This window comes from Phytohabitans kaempferiae (assembly GCF_042433955.1).
In the GTDB taxonomy this organism is placed as follows: Bacteria; Actinomycetota; Actinomycetes; order Mycobacteriales; family Micromonosporaceae; genus Phytohabitans; species Phytohabitans kaempferiae.
The window spans coordinates 16,844-31,388 of record NZ_JBHLUH010000043.1; the positions used below are offsets into that span (position 1 = coordinate 16,844).

Consider the following 14,545-nt stretch of genomic DNA (forward strand, 5'->3'; position numbering starts at 1 on the left):
CTGGCCGCCGAACGGCGCGGGTCCGCTGGCGCCCCGCGCAGCGTCGTCCGGCTCGTGGCCGGGGTGCTGCGGGCCCTCGGACGTCATGTTGCGCCTCCTCCATCGCATCTCGGCCGTGCCGCCTCCGCGCGGAGGTCCGGCGAAGCCGGCCGGGCAGTGCACCGTCCTCACCGGCTCCGCTGCCACCGATGGTCGATCGACGACGGCAGGGACGCGGTCGGAGGGCGGCGACCCCGCCAACCGTACCGGGCGCTCGCAGCCATGAGGAATCCCGGTCTCAGGACCTGTCAGTGCCCCAAGTGGCCTGTACACATGCCAACGACCCGCCCGGTGAAACCGGACGGGCCGTGGATCTGCGTGGTGGAACTACCCGTAGTAGCGCTGCGCGATGACGCGGATCTCGTCGCGCACGGCCGGCGAGTTTGCCTGGCGAAGCGCGCGCTCGATGGCGCGGGCGCGACGCGAGGCCTCGCGGTGGCTGCGGTAGCGGTCGAGCATCTTCATGGTTTTGTGTCCCTCCCCCTGTAGCTCCCTTCCATTAGAGCGCGGGCGAGGGGCGGGTGACCAACGATTATTAGGTGACGCCGGCCACCCGCCTAAGAAACTAAGTCCAAGCCAGGAGGGTCGCCTCCGGATCGGTGAGGAAGGCCCCCACGTCACGCAGGAACTTCGAGCCCAGCTCGCCGTCGATGATGCGGTGGTCGAAGGAGAGTCCGAGCGTGGTGACCTGCCGCACACGGATCTTGCCCTTGTGGACCCACGGCGCCTCCTTCACCGCGCCGAAGGCCAGGATCGCCGACTCGCCGGGCGGCAGGATCGGCGTGCCGGTGTCGACGCCGAAGACGCCAACGTTGGTGATCGTGAAGGTGCCGCCCTTCATGTCCGCCGGCGCGGTGCGCCCGGACTTGGCGGTCTGCACCAGCTCGGTCATCGCGTCGGCCAGCTCGCGCAGTGACAGCCGTCCGGCGTCCTTGATGTTGGGGACGATCAGGCCGCGGTCGGTGGCGGCCGCGATGCCGAGGTTGACGTACTGCTTGACGACGATCTCGTCGCCCGCCCATGTCGAGTTGATCAGGGGATGGCGGCCGACGGCGAGCAGCACCGCCTTGGCCACCAGCAGGAGCGGGGAGATGCGCACCTCGCGCCACTCCGGCAGGGCGCGCAGCCGGTCGAGCGCCTTGATCGAGCGTGTCATGTCGATCGTGAGGAACTCGGTCACGTGCGGCGCCGTGAACGCCGACGACACCATGTTTTCCGCCGTGAGCTTGCGCACGCCCTTGACCGGGATCCGCTGCTCGCGCTCACCGGAGAAAACGGCGGGGGCGGCGGAGGGAGCCGACACCGCCGCCTGCACGTCGTCTCGCGTGATCGAACCCTGCGGGCCCGTGCCGGTCAGGCCGGTGAGGTCGACGCCGAGGTCGCGGGCGAGCTTGCGTACGGGCGGCTTGGCCAGCACACGCGCCGGAGGCGCTGGCGCCTCCACGACCGGCGGAGGCGGCGGGGGAGCGGGGGTGACGGTCACGGGAGGCGGGGCCACACTGGCCGTACTCCCATTGGTTTTGCGGGGTCGACGGGAGGCCGCGGCCGTCCGCGGACCGTAACCCACCAGGACCGGGGTGCGCTCGGCCTCGGCCGGCTCGCCGGCCCCGGGGTCGGTGTCGATCGCGATGATCGGCACGCCGACCTCGACGGTCGTGCCCTCCTGGTGGTGGATCGCGTGCACCTTGCCGGCCCACTTCGCCGGGATCTCGACCGCGGCCTTGGCGGTCTCCACCTCGACGATCGGCTGGTTGAGCTCGATGGTGTCGCCCACCGCGACGAGCCACTTGAGGATCTCGCCCTCGACCAGGCCCTCGCCGAGGTCGGGGAGCGGGAACTCCTTGATCCGCGACACGCCGCTCACCACCCGAAGGTGCGGTCGACGGCGTCGAGCACTCGGTCGAGGTCGGGCAGGTAGTCCTCCTCCAGCCGCGCGGCCGGGTAGGGCGTGTCGAAGCCGGTCACCCGCAGCACCGGCGCCTCGAGCGAGTAGAAGCATTCCTCGGTGATCCGAGCGGCGATCTCCGCGCCCAGCCCGACGTTGCTCGGCGCCTCGTGCACCACCACGCACCGCTCGGTGCGGCGCACCGACTCGTACACCGGCTCAAGGTCGAGCGGCGACAGCGTGCGCAGATCGAAGACCTCCAGGTCGCGGCCGTCCTCCTGGGCGGCGGTCGCCGCGTCGAGGGCGGTACGCACCATCGGACCGTACGCCAGCACGGTCACGTCGGTGCCGGGCCGCAGCCGCCGCGAGGCGTGCAGCGGGTAGGTGGCCTCGGTGTCGACCTCGCCCTTCTCGTGATAGCGCCGCTTCGGCTCGAGGAACACGATCGGGTCGTCGGAGGCGATGGCCTGCTGGATCATCGTGTACGCGTCTTGCGGCGTGCTGCACGCCACGACCTTGAGACCGGCGGTGTGCGCGAAGTACGCCTCGGGCGACTCGGAGTGGTGCTCGACCGCCCCGATGCCCCCGCCGAACGGGATCCGGATCACCATGGGCACCTTGACCTTGCCCTGCGACCGGAAGTGCATCTTGGCGACCTGGGAGACGATCTGGTCGTACGCGGGGTAGACGAAGCCGTCGAACTGGATCTCGCACACCGGGCGGTAGCCGCGGATCGCGAGGCCGATGGCCGTGCCGATGATGCCCGACTCGGCCAGTGGGGTGTCGATGACCCGGTCTTCGCCGAAGTCCTTCTGGAGGCCGTCGGTGATCCGGAAGACGCCGCCCAGCTTGCCCACGTCTTCGCCCATGACGAGCACCTTGGGGTCACTCTCGAGGGCGGCGCGGAGGCCGGCGTTGAGCGCCTTGCCAATGGTGAGCTTCTCGGCCATCAGTGCGCACTCCCCTCGAACGAGTCCAGGTACTCGGCGAACCGCTCGCGCTGGGCGTCGACGACCGGCGAGCCGTTGGGGTAGGCGTGGTCGAAGAGCGTCAGCGGGTGCGGGTCGGGCATGGCGAGCACGCGCTCGCGCAGGTGCAGCGCCTCCTGCTTGGCCTGCTCGTCGACCTCGGCGAGGAAGTCGGCGTCGGCGATCTGCTGCTTTTCCACGAACGCGCGTACGCGGGCGATCGGGTCCTTCGCCTGCCACTCCTCGACCTCGCTCGCGACCCGGTAGCGGGTCGGGTCGTCGGTGGTGGTGTGGGCGCCCATCCGGTACGTGTACGCCTCGATCATCGTGGGGCCCTGCCCGTGGCGGGCGTTGTCGAGCGCGGCCCGGGTCACCGCGTACGTGGCTAGCACGTCGTTGCCGTCGACCCGCAGGCCGGGGAAGCCGAAGCCGTCCGCCCGGCGATAGAGCGGGATGCGGGTCTGCTTCTCGATCGGCTCGGAGATGGCGTACTGGTTGTTCTGGCAGAAGAAGACGATCGGGGCGTGGAAGACGCTCGACCAGATGAACGCCTCGTTGACGTCGCCCTGTGAGGTGGCGCCGTCGCCGAAGTAGCAGATCACGGCCTCGCCGTCGTCGCCGCCGACCTTGCCGTCCTTGGCGATGCCCATGGCGTATCCGGTCGCGTGCAGCGTCTGCGCGCCGATCACGATCGTGTACATGTTTACCTTGAACTCAACCGGGTCCCACGCGCCCTGGTCGACGCCGCGGAAAAGGCTGAGCGGCATGATCGGGTCGATGCCCCGGCAGTAGAGCACGCCGTGCTCGCGATAGGTGGGGAACGCCATGTCCTGCGACCGCAGCGCCCGGCCGGAGCCCACCTGAGCCGCCTCCTGCCCCAGCAGGCTGGCCCAGATGCCCAACTCGCCCTGGCGCTGGAGGGCGGTCGCCTCGGCGTCGAGGCGGCGGATCACCACCAGGTCGCGGTAGAGCCCTCGGTATTCCTCGTCGGTGAAGTCGACCGTGTATTCGACACCGTCGGCGCCGACCGACCTCTCGATCCGCTCCCCGTCCGGGGTGAGTAACTGGACGAAATCCGGCGCTGGTTCGCCGGCAACCTCCCTGCCGCGGGCAGCAGCCCCGCGGTCGCCCTTCGCCATCCGTCTCTCCCTGTCGTCGGTGCGGCTGCCGGGGGTGTCCCGGACCGCGTGGCTCGGATGCCACGCCTAGCCCGGGTGTGGGTTGCCGCGTGGCACTGCGGCGGCCCCCGTCTCGTGATCACCGCGGCTTGGCGGAGACTACGGTGGCGGTGCCGTCGGGTCCATATTCGCAGAGGTGAGGAGCCTCTCTATAGAGCCACCTCAGATCCGGCGGCGTCTTCTCGTCGCGTCCCTGGTAGCGGCGTTGCCGGCAAAGGTGTGGTCGCGAGGGCGCCCGGCCTGTCGATCAAGAAGGCCAATAGCGGATCAAGGTCATCGGCGTGGGCGGATTCGTCGGATTGCGCCGGAAAGTTGGCACATTGACACGCTGGCTAGCGGTGGCGCTGTGTGTCGGCTTGCGCCACCCTGTGTGAGGACTTTGACGCAAAGGAGCTTCGGTCGTGCCGCAATTCGGCGACAGCCCGGTGCCGCTGCTCGTCCGCCATCGGCGGTCGGGCGGCACACACGTCGCTGACCGGCGGGTCGCCGGTGTGCATCGAGCGACCGGCCTGGCGGGCCCCACCAGGCGATACACCGTGATCGTGGTCATGCTCGCGACCATGTCCTCACTGCCGATCCTCGCCGCGATCGGCACCGGCTCGGCCGATGTCGGCGATTCGGTCGACGCGCTTGGCACCACGCCGTTCATCGCGCCGCCCTCGGAGGGGCCGGTGGTCGTGCCTCCGCCTCCGCCCACCGCGTTGCCGGCCGAGGTGCCGCTCCCCGCCGGCGTGGCCGAGCAGTTGCGCGCGGGCGCTCCGGAGAAGGAGCCCCGCCAGCGCCGCGTGGCGAGAAAGACCACCAAGCCCCCGACTCGCCACACCGAGTCGGTCCCCGCGCCGCCGCCGGCCAGCCGGCCGCCCAGGCCCACCGAGCCGACGGCCCCGCCATCCCCCGCGCCCTCGCCGTCCCCCTCGCCGACGCCCTCGCCGCGGCCCTCGCTCATCCCGCTGCCGCCGCGGCCGTCCTTCCCGTCCTTCCCTTACGTGCCGCTGCCGCCCTCCGCCACGCCGCCCGTCATCCCGCCGACCGGCCTCCCCTCCTGCTGGCCGGATCTCGACGCCTGCCTGTCGGACCCCTTCGGTAGCTTGCGGCCATGAGCGTTCACTACCAGGTGACCTTCTCGACCGCCGACCCGCACGGGCTGGCGGCGTTCTACGCCGAGGCGGTCGGCTATGTGGTGGAGGATCACTCCGCCCTGATCAGGATGCTGCTCGATCAGGGCGCGACCAGCGAAGACGACGTGGAGACCGTCGACGGGCGGCTGCGCTGGCGTAAGTACGCGGCGATCCGTGACCCCGAGGGGCCGTTCGACGAGCACTCCGGTGCCGGGCGGGGCGGGCGGATGCTCTTCCAGGACGAGCCGACCCCCAAGGCCGCGAAAAACCGCCTCCACCTCGACCTGCACGCGGGCGACCGGAAAGACGAGCTGATCGAGCGGCTCACCGAGCTGGGCGCGCGGCGCCTGTGGGAGGCGTCCGTCGGTCCGCAGGGCTGGGTCACCCTGGCCGACCCCGACGGCAACGAGTTCTGCGTGAGCTAGGGCCACACCTTTCGCCAGGCCAGATTTGGGCTGCCGCGATGTCCGTCGTGGTCCGGACCGTTGCTCCCGCAGCCTCGCCCTCCGCGGTCTGCCCCGCTGCCGCAGCGCGGCTCAGCGCAGGTCGTCGCGGTTGGCCTCGATCCATGCGTCGAGCGCTGCCGGGTCGCTCGGGTCGATGCCCTCCGCGATCAGCTGGGCCACCGCCGCGGTCGCGGGGCTGCGCCGCTCGCCGGTCGTGTAGAGCCGGACGAACTCAGGGATCATCTCCTCGATCGCCGAGTCGGTGCGCTCGGCCGCCGGCGCCGGGAGGCCCCGCTGCCGGTTGGCGTACGCGGCCCAGGCCCGCACCACGCGTGGGAGCATCGCCGCGTCGTCCATGTCGAGCACGGCCCGCCGGTGCACCCAGTCGAGCAGGAAGAGCCCGGCCACCGCGGGGCTCCACCGCATCGGGTCGGGATCGGAAAACGTGGACGTGTGGTCGAAGACCAGGCTGAGGCAGAAGTGCAGCGACGGCAGCTCCGCCTCGGAGACCTCGTGCAGCCCGAAGTGGACCGCCTCCGGCGACCCGAGGAAGTGCCGCACCAACTGCGTGCGCTCGTCGGACGTGGGCGGCTCGGGCTCGCTCGGCACGACGCTCAGCGTGGGCGAGGGCAGCAGCGCCAGCCGGGCGCCGGCCAGCGCGCGGTCGGTGGCGAGTGACCCCTCCTCCGGCAGGTCGGTCAGCCCGTCGGTGATGCGCAGGTGGCGGGCCACCTCGCCGCGGAGCCGGCGGGGGTCCTCCTCGCGAAACCAGGTCAGCTCGTCGGCCGCGCACATCTCGCGCACCTGGCCGAGGATGCGCTCGGCCGGCCCGCCCACGAAGACGTCTTTGGTGATGCCGATGTTGTGGTCGACCAGCGCCACCACGGCGTGCTCCGGCCCGCCCGAGTCGCGGTCGTCGTAGGCGAAGGTGGCGAGGTAGGAGGTCTGGTCGCCCCACACGTCCCCGTACGCGTACGTGCCGGTCACCCGTACACGGCCGAGCTGGTCGGCCCACGACGGCGCCTGCGCCCCGCGTTTGACGGTGGCGGCGCCCGGCGCCTCGGGCACGAGGGTGGCGAAGATTTCGCGGATGGTGGTCGCGGCGGCGGTGCGGCGGCGCGATGTGGCCGAGAGGAAGGCGCTCACGAAGTCGCGCACCGCGAAGGCCCGGTCGTCTTCCGCGATCGCGTAGACGCTGCCCAGCAGCGCGGTGCCAAGCATCTCGGCGTCGAGCGCGCAGTCCAGCTTGGTCACGTCCCGCGCGGCCCGGAGCACCGCCTCGTAGGGAGTCTGTGGCGTGGCCATGTGCCCGACCCTACGCCCGCTCGCGGCGATCGAATACCAAAAGGGTCGCCGGGAGAACCACGCCGAGCGCGAGCGCGCCGAGGCTCGCCGCCAGGTCCAACCCCGTCAGCTCACCGTGGTCGCGCAGGTGAAAGGCCAGGTGGAGGGAGGAGAAGACCAGCACCCCGCACAGGACCACCGCGGTCACCTTGCGATCCGCGAGCCATGCCGCCAGCATCAGGAGTACGCCCAATGTGATGAACGTGGCGCCCAGATCCGTGACCAGGTGTGTGTTGTACGGAGGGTAGGCGGCCGTCCACGCGTGTCCGAGTCCGGGGAAGTTGTCGAAGAACCACCGTGGCGCGAGCGTCGCCGGCACGCCCCAGGAGAGGTGCAGCACGCCGAGCAGCGCAAGCCCGCCACGGACCAGCCTCTTCCTCATGACCGGGCCGACTGGAGTGCCTCCCGCGCCTCGGCGTACGAGTGCAGCACCGCCCGCACCGGTGCGACCACATGGTCGCGGGCCACCTCGGTCACGGCCGCGCGCAGCCGGTTTTCCGCCCGCCGGCGGGCTCGCCGCGAGGCTTGGCGGATGAGGGGGCGGACGAGCAGGCCCAGCAGTACCCCGGCCAGAATCCCGCCGACCAGCAGCACGGTGGGCAGTGGCACCACGCCGACCTTGGGGTAGTCGAGCGGCGGGAGCCCGAGCACACGCAGCGCGTACCCGACGACAAGCCACAGCAGGCCGCCGATCGCGGCGAGCGTGACCAGCCACTGCAACGCCCCGACGACCCGCCACCAGGCCGGCCGGTACTCCGTGTGCACGCTGGTGCTCGCCACCGCTTTGTCGAGCGCGTCGGGCACGTCGTGCAGGCGCGAGCGGGCGGCCGTGTTGACGGCGGTCGACCAGGGCGGAGGCAGGGGCGAGGCGGCCCGGTCGGCGACCGTACGCACGGCCAGGCTCACCGCGGCGCGCTGGGCGGCGTTGGGGTCGGGGACGGAGGTGGCGCCGATCGGCCTGCCCGGCTCGTGCCCCTCGGGCAGGTGCAGCCGCCGCAGCGGGTCGGCCCGCAGCCGCCGCCAACCGCGTACGACCGGCCAGCCGGTGGCCTGCGCGGCGCGGTGCTGGTAGGCCCGCTCGGTCGCCTCCGCCACCGCTGGTACGCCCGCCGCCACCGCCAGCGCGTCGGTCAGCTCGCGTACCGTCTTGCGGTCGATCTCGTCTTCGGCCACGGCTGGTCCGACCACATCGGACAGTTGGTCGACCACCGTGTCGACGTCGCCGGAGAGGCGCCGGAGCGAGGCCTGGCGCTCGGCGACCGTACGTTCAAGCAGAGCCCGCAGGTCGGCGATGGCCGGCCGGTGCACCGCGGTGGTGGCCAGCAGCGGCACGCCGTCGAGCTCGTCGGCGTCGAGCAGCTTGCGGAGGTCGTCGAGGACCCGCTCGACCTCGTCGCGGGGTAGCCGGTCGGCCTGGTTGAGCACGACCACCGTGACGTCCTTGTGGTTGCGGAACTCCTGGAGGTAGCGCGTGTGCACCACACGGTCGGCGTATTTCTGCGGGTCGACGACCCACACGACCAGGTCGACAAGGCCGAGGAGGCGGTCGACCTCCAGGCGGTGCGAGCGTTCGACCGAGTCGAAGTCGGGCAGGTCGAGCAGCACCAGCCCGTGCAGCGCCGCCTCGTCGTCGCCGTCGAGCGCGCTCTCCCGGATGAACCGGTGCCTCGGCAGCACGCCGACCCAGTCGAGCAGCCGGTTGGCGCCCTGGAGGTTGCCCCACACGCAGGCGTGTGCCATGCCGGTCGTCGGGCGGCGTACGCCAACCGGCGAGAGGTCGAGGCGGGCGAGCGCGTTGAAGAGGCTGGACTTGCCGCTGCCGGTCGCGCCGGCCAGCGCCACCACAGTGTGGTCGCGGGAGAGGGCGAGGCGGGCGCCGGCCCGCTCGACCACGGTGTGCGCCGCGATCAGCCGCTGCTCGGGCAGGTGGCCGGCGACCACGCGGGTGAACCGGTCGATCGCCTCGACCCGCCCCGCGAGCCGGTCGGCGTCGATCCGCTCCTCGCCCCGCAACCTGCTCAGGATGCTCACTCGCTCACCCCTGGGAGGGTCAGTCCGGTGCCGCCGGTCAGCTCCGCCTTCGCCCGCGTGTACTCCACCAGCGCGGCGGCGTCGCGCAGGTCCTTGCCCGGGTCGGCGGTGATGCCAGCGGCGATCAGGCGGTCGGCGTAGCGCGCGGCCTCCGCGTCCAGCAGGGCGTCGGTGCGCGAGATCAGGTCTTCGCGGGCCCTCGTGGCCAGGGTACGGATGGCCTGGTCACCGAAGACCGCTTCGAGTACCTTCTGCGCGGCGACCGTCGTGCCACCGGCCACCGCCACCTCCGCGCCCGTCGGGATGAACGCCGTCGAGGCGAAGACGCCGATCATGACGAGCAGCCCGGTGGCGTTCACCGCGTACGCCGCGCCCCGGGCCGTCGCGCGCTTGTGCCCGGCCTGCTGGCGAATCAGCTCCAGCACGCCCCGCTGCCAGTCGCGGACCAGCCGCTCGGCCCGCTCGGGCAGGTCGGGGCTGGGGCGGCCGAGCGAGGGTTCGAGGAGGGCGGCGCCGGCGGGGTGCGCCTGCCAGCCCGTGTACGCCGCCTCGGCCGCGTCCGCCGCCGCGCCCCGGAGCAGCGTCACCAGGTTGGCCTCGATCGCCGACCTCAGCTCGCGTCCCGGCTGCGGGCGCCCGGTGAACGCGGCCACGATCCGGTCGCGCATCCGCCCCACCCGCGCCTCCAGCGTGCGCAGCAGCTCGCCGGTGCCAATGAACTCCTGCCACCGCGCCAGCACCTCGCCGCGCAGCAGCCGCCCGTCCTGTACGCCCTGCGCGACCGTGCGGCGCCCGGCCCGGTACGCCGCGCGTACCCGGTCGTCGAGCGCGTCGGCGGTGGTGACCTGCTCATCCGCCGCGGCCGCCAACCCCTCCACCGCGGGTACGAGCGCGGCCAGCGCACCGTCGAGCGTCTGCCGTACGACGGCCGCGCGCGTGGCCGCGTCGGTCGCGATCCGGGCGAACCACGCACGCAGCGGTGCCGTCACCAGCTCGGGCAGCAGACCGTGACGGTCCACTTCGGTCTCCGGGAGTACGAAGAGCGGCGCGGTGCCCAGGCCGTGGATGGAGAGCATCTCCAGGAGGTGGGCGGTGACCTCCTCGGCCGCCTCGGGGGGCACGCGGTCGAGCACCAGCGCGGTCACCGTGCCCCGGAAGCGGGCCGTCTGGAGCAACTCCCAGGGCACCGCGTCGGCGTACCGGGACGCGGTGGTGACGAAGAGCCACAGGTCGGCCGCGGCCAGCAGTTGGGCGGCGAGCGTGCGGTTCTCGTCCACAACGGAGTCGATGTCGGGCGCGTCCAGGAACGCCAGCCCGGGCGCGAGCGCGGGCGCGGCGACGATCTGCAGCGAGCGCGGGTCGGCGGACGCCTCGGCGGTGCGGGTCAGCCCCGGCAGCAGATCGCCGCGGCGAAACCACTGCATGTCGGCGGGGTTGCAGACGAGTACCGGTGTGCGCGTGGTCGGGCGCAGCACGCCGGCCGGGCTCACCGGTACCCGTACGAAGCTGTTGACCAATGTGGACTTACCCGCACCGGTCGACCCGCCCACCACGACCAGCAGCGGCGCGTCCAGCCGCGCGAGGCGGGGGAGCAGGTAGTCGTCAAGCTGTGCGAGGAGGGCCGCGCTGACCTGGCGGGCATCCTCGGCGGAGGCCAGCACCAGCGGGTACGCCGAGCCGGCGATCGCCGAACGCAGCCGCCGCAGCGCGGACGCGATCTCCGCGGCGGTGTCGTCGGCCGGGTCCACCTCGTCGGCCGGGGGCCGCGCGTGTGCGGGCCGGGGCGGCCACTCGGCGGGCGGTACCTGGAGGGCCGGCTCACTGGCCGCCTGACTCCGGGCGGCGACGGTGGTGGCCTCCTCGCGGGCGCGGGTCGGCGTCGCTTCGGTAGGGCGGGACGCGCCGGTAGTAGCTGTTGGCGGCTGGGCCGCGTCGGTGGTGCCCGCGGTCGAGGTACCAGCCGTGGCCGCCGTGGCTTCGGCTGCGGTGTCCACTGTGGCCTCTTCGGTCACCGTGGGCTCTGCCTCGGCTTCCCAGGCCACGGCCGGGTCGCCTGCGGTGGTGGTCCCCTTGGCCGGAGTGGCGCCGGCTGCCGCTCCCTCGACCATGCCCTTGCCTGCGGTGGTGGTCTCCTCGGCGACGGCGGTGTCGGCTGCGGCCATCTCGGATCGTCCCGGCTCGGCCGCCGCTCCGGATGTGACGGCGTCCGCGCTCCCCGCCGAGGCGCCGGTGCTTCCCGCTGAGGCGTCGGGTTCTGCCGAGGTGTCCGCGTCCGTTCGGGTCTCGGTGCCTGCGGCTGAGGTCTCCGGGTCCGTCGCTGGCGGGAGGTCAGCCTCGGGTATCGCGGCGCTTGATACCGGTTCATCGCCCGACGCCGGATTTATCCCCTTTTCGGGCACCTTGTGGCCCTTATCGGCCGACGTAGCCTTACCCTCCGCTTTCCCGATCTCCTCGCCTGGTGGCGACGAGGGCTCGGGCGAGGGCTCCGGGTCAGCATCGGTCGCAGCACCGATGCCCTGGTCAGGCCCCGGTTTCGGGCTGGCCGGCGGCTCATCGGGAGTCACGGTAGGCGTGCCGGATCTGCCCGCCGGCATGTCACCGTGCGACGTCACGGGTAAAGACTGCCCGATCCACGCAACGCAGACAACAGGAACCGTGGGGCTTCCGCGCGCCTTTGCCCGTTTCAGGGGGACCCGGTGTCACGCGGTCGATTCATCATTATCTAGCCCTCCGCCAGCCTTGCGCGTGATGGACTCAACTTCTGACTTGACGCTGGCTGGTCCCGTGGCACTATTGAGTCCGGTCCACTCAACTTGACACAAAGACTCACGTCAGAAGCGAGGGAAGCGAACATGGCACGTGCGGTCGGCATCGACCTCGGCACCACGAACTCATGCGTAAGCGTGCTCGAGGGCGGCGAGCCCACCGTCATCGCGAACGCCGAGGGATCGCGCACCACGCCGTCGATCGTCGCGTTCGCCCGTAACGGTGAGGTGCTCGTTGGTGAGGTCGCGAAGCGCCAGGCGGTGACCAACCCCGACCGGACGATCCGTTCGGTCAAGCGGGAGATGGGCTCCAACTGGACCATCGACATCGACGGTAAAAAGTACACCCCGCAGGAGATTTCCGCGCGGGTGCTCATGAAGCTCAAGCGGGACGCCGAGTCCTACCTGGGCGAGCGGATCACCGACGCGGTGATCACCGTTCCGGCGTACTTCAACGACGGCCAGCGCACCGCCACCAAGGAGGCGGGCGAGATCGCGGGCTTCAACGTGCTCCGGATCGTCAACGAGCCCACGGCGGCCGCCCTGGCGTACGGGCTGGACAAGGGCACCAAGGAGCAGACCGTCCTCGTCTTCGACCTCGGTGGTGGCACGTTCGACGTGTCGCTGCTGGAGCTCGGCGAGGGCGTCATCGAGGTGAAGTCCACCAGCGGTGACAACCACCTCGGCGGCGACGACTGGGACGAGCGGATCATCGACCACCTGGTCAAGACCTTCCGCGGCCAGCACGGCGTCGACCTGTCGCAGGACAAGATGGCCATGCAGCGGCTCAAGGAAGCCGCCGAGAAGGCCAAGATCGAGCTGTCCGCGGCCACCACGACGAGCATCAACCTGCCGTACATCACGGCTGGGCCGGCTGGCTCCGACGGCAGCCCGTCCGCGCCGCTGCACCTCGACGTGACCCTCACCCGCGCCGAGTTCCAGCGCATGACGCAGGACCTGCTCGACCGCTGCAAGGGCCCGTTCGAGCAGGCGATCAAGGACGCCGGCGTGAAGGTGGCCGACGTCGACCACGTCATCCTGGTCGGCGGCTCGACCCGTATGCCGGCCGTCTCCGACCTGGTCAAGCAGCTCACCGGCCGCGAGGCCAACAAGGGCGTCAACCCGGACGAGGTCGTGGCCGTCGGTGCCGCGCTTCAGGCCGGCGTGCTCAAGGGCGAGGTCAAGGACGTCCTGCTTCTCGACGTGACGCCGCTCAGCCTGGGCATCGAGACCAAGGGCGGCATCTTCACCAAGCTGATCGAGCGCAACACCACCATCCCGACCAAGCGCTCCGAGGTCTTCACCACGGCTGACGACAACCAGCCCTCGGTGCTGATCCAGGTGTTCCAGGGCGAGCGGGAGATCGCGGCCTACAACAAGAAGCTCGGCACCTTCGAGCTGACCGGCCTGCCGCCGGCGCCGCGTGGCGTGCCGCAGATCGAGGTCACCTTCGACATCGACGCCAACGGCATCGTCCACGTCAACGCCAAGGACCTGGGCACCGGCAAGGAGCAGTCGATGACGATCACCGGCGGCTCGGCGCTGCCGAAGGACGACATCGACCGCATGATGCGCGACGCGCAGGAGCACGCCGACGACGACAAGCGGCGCCGCGAAGAGGCGGAGACCCGCAACCTCGCCGAGCAGCTCCAGTGGCAGACCGAGAAGTTCCTGGCCGAGAGCGGCGACAAGCTGCCCGCGGAGTCCAAGGACCAGATCAACGACGCGCTCGGCGAGCTGCGCAGCGCGCTGGGCGGCAGCGACCTGGAGAAGATCAAGTCGGCGCATGAGAAGCTGGCCACCGTTTCGCAGCAGGCCGGTTCGCTCCTCTACGCGCAGCAGGCCGAGCAGCCGACTCCCGGTGACGCTGGTGCCAACCCGGGCGCCGGTGCGACGGGTGCGGCCGGTGCTGGCAGTGCCGGCGGTGCCAAGCAGGATGATGTGGTCGACGCCGAGATCGTGGACGAGGACGACAAGAAGTGAGCCCTGCACGAGACGATGGCCAGGCTGCCGAGCGGGTCGTCATCCGTGACAAGCGGAAGATAGATCCGACCGGCGGCAAGGCCAAGGAGGCCCAAGCCGCCGAGTCGGACAAGACCGAGGCGGCGACGACCGAGGCCACGAAGGAGAGCACCGAGACCACGCCGAAGAAGGAGCGCAAGCCCAGTCACGCGGCGCCGGAGCCCGAGGCGGCCGAGTCCACAGAGGATGAGTCCACCGTGGAGAAGGAGCCGGTCGAGGCCGGCACCGGTCCGCTGGGCGCGGAGCTGGAGGCGCTGCGGTCCGACCTGGAGGAGCGCACGCGCGACCTCCAGCGGGTCACCGCCGAGTACGCCAACTACCGCAAGCGGGTCGACCGCGACCGAGGTGTACAGGCGGAGCAGGCCACCGGGCTGGTGATCACCGCGCTGCTGCCCGTACTCGACGACCTCGACCGCGCCCGTGAGCACGGCGACCTGGTGGGCCCCTTCGCCGCCGTGGCCGAGCAACTGATCGCGGCGCTGGGCAAGTTCGGGCTTACCGCGTTCGGGGAAAAGGGCGACCCCTTCGACCCGACCCGGCACGAGGCGGTCGCGCACCGCACCTCGTCCGAGGTCACCGAGCCCACCTGCGTCGAGGTCATGCGCCGCGGTTACCTGCTGGGGGACCGCCTGCTCCGGGCGGCCCTCGTAGCGGTGGCCGACCCCGAATAACACCCCTCAGTCGATCAGGGAGTTGGTCCGGCGACCCGCCGAACCGACTCCCTGATCGACAGCAAAGACGGAGGAGCG

Annotated in this window: 12 protein-coding genes; 4 read left to right on the forward strand and 8 right to left on the reverse strand. The window is 71.4% G+C overall.

The annotated features are described in order from the left end of the window. Positions 1-366: 366 nt before the first annotated feature. The 4 genes from ACFFIA_RS22085 to pdhA form a co-directional block, all read right to left on the reverse strand. Positions 367-504, reverse strand: a complete 138-nt coding sequence (locus ACFFIA_RS22085; protein WP_377253519.1) for a hypothetical protein — start codon at positions 502-504, stop codon at positions 367-369. A gap of 100 nt (positions 505-604) precedes the next feature. Further along, complete coding sequence (locus ACFFIA_RS22090) at positions 605-1,894, reverse strand: dihydrolipoamide acetyltransferase family protein (protein WP_377253548.1); 1,290 nt, start codon at positions 1,892-1,894, stop codon at positions 605-607. A 5-nt stretch (positions 1,895-1,899) separates the two neighbouring features. Beyond that, complete coding sequence (locus ACFFIA_RS22095; RefSeq protein ID WP_377253549.1) at positions 1,900-2,877, reverse strand: alpha-ketoacid dehydrogenase subunit beta; 978 nt, start codon at positions 2,875-2,877, stop codon at positions 1,900-1,902. Continuing rightward, positions 2,874-4,031, reverse strand: coding sequence for a pyruvate dehydrogenase (acetyl-transferring) E1 component subunit alpha (pdhA, locus tag ACFFIA_RS22100; protein ID WP_377253520.1), 1,158 nt, complete (start codon positions 4,029-4,031; stop codon positions 2,874-2,876). Before pdhA ends, ACFFIA_RS22095 begins: the two co-directional genes overlap by 4 nt. A 440-nt stretch (positions 4,032-4,471) precedes the next feature. Here pdhA and ACFFIA_RS22105 point away from each other — a divergent pair, with 440 nt between their 5' ends. Continuing rightward, positions 4,472-5,170, forward strand: coding sequence for a hypothetical protein (locus ACFFIA_RS22105; protein ID WP_377253521.1), 699 nt, complete (start codon positions 4,472-4,474; stop codon positions 5,168-5,170). Then, positions 5,167-5,613: a VOC family protein gene (locus ACFFIA_RS22110; protein ID WP_377253522.1), complete on the forward strand. Its 447-nt coding sequence runs from the start codon at positions 5,167-5,169 to the stop codon at positions 5,611-5,613. Before ACFFIA_RS22105 ends, ACFFIA_RS22110 begins: the two co-directional genes overlap by 4 nt. A 111-nt stretch (positions 5,614-5,724) precedes the next feature. Here ACFFIA_RS22110 and ACFFIA_RS22115 read toward each other — a convergent pair whose 3' ends face one another. From ACFFIA_RS22115 to ACFFIA_RS22130, 4 genes are read right to left on the reverse strand one after another with little or no spacing between them, the layout of a single operon-like run. Next, complete coding sequence (locus ACFFIA_RS22115) at positions 5,725-6,939, reverse strand: hypothetical protein (RefSeq protein WP_377253523.1); 1,215 nt, start codon at positions 6,937-6,939, stop codon at positions 5,725-5,727. Positions 6,940-6,949: 10 nt separating this feature from the next. Next, positions 6,950-7,360: a hypothetical protein gene (locus ACFFIA_RS22120; RefSeq protein ID WP_377253524.1), complete on the reverse strand. Its 411-nt coding sequence runs from the start codon at positions 7,358-7,360 to the stop codon at positions 6,950-6,952. Further along, the gene (locus ACFFIA_RS22125; RefSeq protein ID WP_377253525.1) at positions 7,357-9,009 is read right to left on the reverse strand and encodes a GTPase; all 1,653 of its coding nucleotides are present in this window, start codon (positions 9,007-9,009) and stop codon (positions 7,357-7,359) included. Before ACFFIA_RS22125 ends, ACFFIA_RS22120 begins: the two co-directional genes overlap by 4 nt. Beyond that, positions 9,006-11,171 carry an ABC transporter gene (locus ACFFIA_RS22130; RefSeq protein ID WP_377253526.1) on the reverse strand — a complete coding sequence of 722 codons (2,166 nt, stop codon included), beginning with the start codon at positions 11,169-11,171 and terminating at the stop codon, positions 9,006-9,008. Before ACFFIA_RS22130 ends, ACFFIA_RS22125 begins: the two co-directional genes overlap by 4 nt. Positions 11,172-11,861: 690 nt before the next feature. On the opposite strand from ACFFIA_RS22130, the gene dnaK reads away from it, so the two are divergent. Then, positions 11,862-13,757, forward strand: a complete 1,896-nt coding sequence (gene dnaK / locus ACFFIA_RS22135; RefSeq protein WP_377253527.1) for a molecular chaperone DnaK — start codon at positions 11,862-11,864, stop codon at positions 13,755-13,757. Next, positions 13,754-14,467 carry a nucleotide exchange factor GrpE gene (grpE, locus tag ACFFIA_RS22140; protein WP_377253528.1) on the forward strand — a complete coding sequence of 238 codons (714 nt, stop codon included), beginning with the start codon at positions 13,754-13,756 and terminating at the stop codon, positions 14,465-14,467. Before dnaK ends, grpE begins: the two co-directional genes overlap by 4 nt. Positions 14,468-14,545 lie beyond the last annotated feature (78 nt).